Origin of the sequence: Sphingopyxis sp. (genome assembly GCF_036402335.1) — a bacterium.
Lineage (GTDB): Bacteria > Pseudomonadota > Alphaproteobacteria > Sphingomonadales > Sphingomonadaceae > Sphingopyxis.
Genome location: NZ_DASWTD010000302.1, coordinates 1 through 2,581 on the forward strand (window position 1 = coordinate 1; position 2,581 = coordinate 2,581).

3 protein-coding genes and 1 pseudogene are annotated in these 2,581 nt (G+C 66.3%); 3 read left to right on the forward strand and 1 reads right to left on the reverse strand.

Annotated features, from left to right (window positions below):
* A pseudogene (locus tag VGD20_RS09335) lies at positions 1-540 on the reverse strand (helix-turn-helix transcriptional regulator); the annotation flags it as partial.
* Between the two features lie 213 nt (positions 541-753).
* Here VGD20_RS09335 and VGD20_RS09340 point away from each other — a divergent pair.
* From VGD20_RS09340 to VGD20_RS09350, 3 genes are all read left to right on the forward strand, one after another.
* Positions 754-1,395 (forward strand): YceI family protein, encoded by a 642-nt coding sequence (locus VGD20_RS09340; RefSeq protein ID WP_331134178.1) that lies wholly within the window; start codon positions 754-756, stop codon positions 1,393-1,395.
* 85 nt (positions 1,396-1,480) lie between these two features.
* A complete protein-coding gene (locus VGD20_RS09345; RefSeq protein WP_331134179.1) occupies positions 1,481-1,837 on the forward strand; it encodes a hypothetical protein in 357 nt (118 codons plus the stop codon).
* A gap of 138 nt (positions 1,838-1,975) precedes the next feature.
* A complete protein-coding gene (locus VGD20_RS09350; protein WP_331134180.1) occupies positions 1,976-2,461 on the forward strand; it encodes a rhodanese-like domain-containing protein in 486 nt (161 codons plus the stop codon).
* The last annotated feature ends 120 nt before the right edge of the window (positions 2,462-2,581 follow it).

Below are 2,581 nucleotides of genomic sequence, written 5' to 3' on the forward strand. Positions count from 1 at the left end.
GGTCATTTCGGCGCCGCGCCGCGCCATCGCCTGCTGCATCCGTACCGCCGCCAGCGCATGGGCGGCGCCCGCCGCAAACAGCTTGCGGTCGCGTTTGCCGGTCCGGCCCTCGCGCTCGGACCGGAGCGCCGCCATCCCCACGAGCAACCCCTCGCCCTGAACCAGGACGGTCTGGCACCCGTGCACGCCGCCCCATTTGCGGACATGCTCCTCATATTCGTCGGTCCCGCTATGTTGGCGGACAACGTCGTAATGCGCCTCGCTCAATATCTCGAGCGGCCGTCCGCCCGCGGCGACGCGCCAGTTGACCTCGGGTCGCCATGCCTCGATTTCCACGAATTCGCGCTGATAGGACGCGTCGATATCGGGCATGAAATTGAACAGCGTCGCCTCGTCGCCGAGGCCGAGAAGCTGCGCGTGCGTCGATCCCGTCCGCCGCGCGAACAGGCGCAGCGCGCTGTCCCAGCCGTCATCGGCGAACGGCGCCGCCAGAAAGGCGTTGCCGATCTCGCCGGCTTCGCTGGCGAATGATGCGTCCATGCGGCCCCCCGCCTTCATGCTTCACTAGGGTCAGGACCCTCACCTTTGCAGCACGGATACCGGCGGCATACAAGCGGCTTGCGACAAGGCGCGCCAGGTGATTCCGGACCGTGGCTGCAACCCGAACCGAAACGCAGCGTTTCTGCGGGGGCTTATTGACGCCGTCCCGTGCCTTCGCCTAGCTTCGCGCCTTCCCTTTCAGGAGACTGTCCCATGCGTCGCATCCTCCCCTATGCCGCCCTCGCTCTCGTCGCCGTCGTCGCGACCCCGATCGTCCTTGCGCAGGGCGGCTCCGCCCCCGGCGCCCCCGACAAGTCGCGCGTCACCGCTGGCACCTACGCCGCCGACGCGGGTCACACGATGGTCGTGTGGGAGGTCGATCACCTCGGCTTCAGCAAATATACGGGCATCTTCGGCGATGTGACCGGCACGCTCGTCATCGATCCGGCGAACCTTGCCGCGGCCAAGGTCGACGTGACGATCCCGGTGTCGAAGGTCACCACCGCCAGCGCCGGGCTCACCGACCACCTGCTGCGCGCGGGCAAGGACGGCGGCAAGCCCGACTTCTTCGGCGCCGCCCCTGCCGACGCCAAATTCGTCTCGACCTCGGTCGTCCTCGACGACGACGGCGACGAGGCGAAGGTCACCGGCAACCTCACCCTCAACGGCGTGACCAAACCCGTCACGCTCGACGTCGATTTCCACGGCGCGGGCATGGGCATGACCAAGAAGGAAACGATCGGCTTCCAGGCCGAAACGACGATCAAGCGCAGCGATTTCGGCATTTCGATGGGCATTCCCTACGTCAGCGACGCGGTCGAACTCGAAATCCACGCCGCGTTCGAAAAACAGTAAGCCGCGCGCCAATCTGTCACACGCGTCGCGTATGAATCGGGCGGGGCCATCGATGGCTCCGCCCCTTTCGTACAGGAGCCATGTGATGAGCGAACTGGTACGCGAAATTGTCGAAGTGAACGCCTTTGTCGGCGGCGACGAGGAAAATCCGCTGCTGACGGTCGAGGTCGAGGGTCTCGCCCCCACCGCAGGCTGGTCCAATGTCCGGCTCGACCCGCATGTCTATATCACCCCGCCCGAGGACGGCTTCCAGGATTTCGACCTCGTTGGCGACCGCCCCGCGGACGCCGCCGCCGACGCGCTCACCGAAGTCGAAGCCGCGTGGGAAGGCCCGTTCGACGACTGGGTCATCGGCGTGCGCATCCATGCCGTCGACAATATGGTCGAGGACGAAGTCTTCGAACCGTGGGACGAAGAGGATGACGAGAGCGAAGCCGCCTGAGGCTCGCTCCGCAAAGCCCCCTGCACTGTGCCGGACCGCGAGGCCCCTTTCCTGGCAAAGCGGTCCGGCGCCATTTTCGGTTCATCGCAGAGCCAGCCGGCGCGGCGTAGCCTTCCTTGCATTCAAGGGAGGATCCTCATGCGCACCCTGCTTCTCGCTCTCGCCCTCACGGCTACGCCGGCCTTCGCGCAAGCGAACCCGCAAATCGACTATGCCGGCTTTCAGGCGCTCACCGCCAGCGTCGCGCCCGAACGCGCGCAGCGCCTGATCGCCTTCGACGCCTTCAAGGCCGCGGCCGCGAAGCCCGGCACCCTCCTCCTCGACGCGCGCTCGAAGGAAGCCTTCGCGCGCGGCCATATCAGGGGCGCGGTCAACCTCCCGCTCACCGACTTTACCGCGGAGAGCCTCGCCGCGGTGATCGGCGCCAACCCGGATCGCCCCATCCTCATCTATTGCAACAATAATTTCTCGAACCACCGCAGCCCCGTGCCGCTCAAATCGGCGCCGCTCGCGCTCAATATCCAGACCTTCATCAACCTCGTCGGCTATGGCTATCCGAACGTCCTCGAACTCGCCGACGTCGTCGATTTCAACGATCCCAAGGTCGAGTGGGTGACGGGGTAGCGCCCGAAGTCATGCCCACCCCCAACCCCTCCCGCAAGCGGGAGGGGAGCGAGACTTGCCGCGCCAAAGGCGCGCTAGTCGCAGCGGGGTGGGCACGCGGCAAACAGCTCGGCTTGCGCA

Bases quoted from the DNA above. Each gene is read 5' to 3' on its own strand.
- VGD20_RS09340 (WP_331134178.1), top strand. From the start codon at position 754: ATGCGTCGCATCCTCCCCTATGCCGCCCTCGCTCTCGTCGCCGTCGTC.
- VGD20_RS09345 (WP_331134179.1), top strand. From the start codon at position 1,481: ATGAGCGAACTGGTACGCGAAATTGTCGAAGTGAACGCCTTTGTCGGC.
- VGD20_RS09350 (WP_331134180.1), top strand. From the start codon at position 1,976: ATGCGCACCCTGCTTCTCGCTCTCGCCCTCACGGCTACGCCGGCCTTC.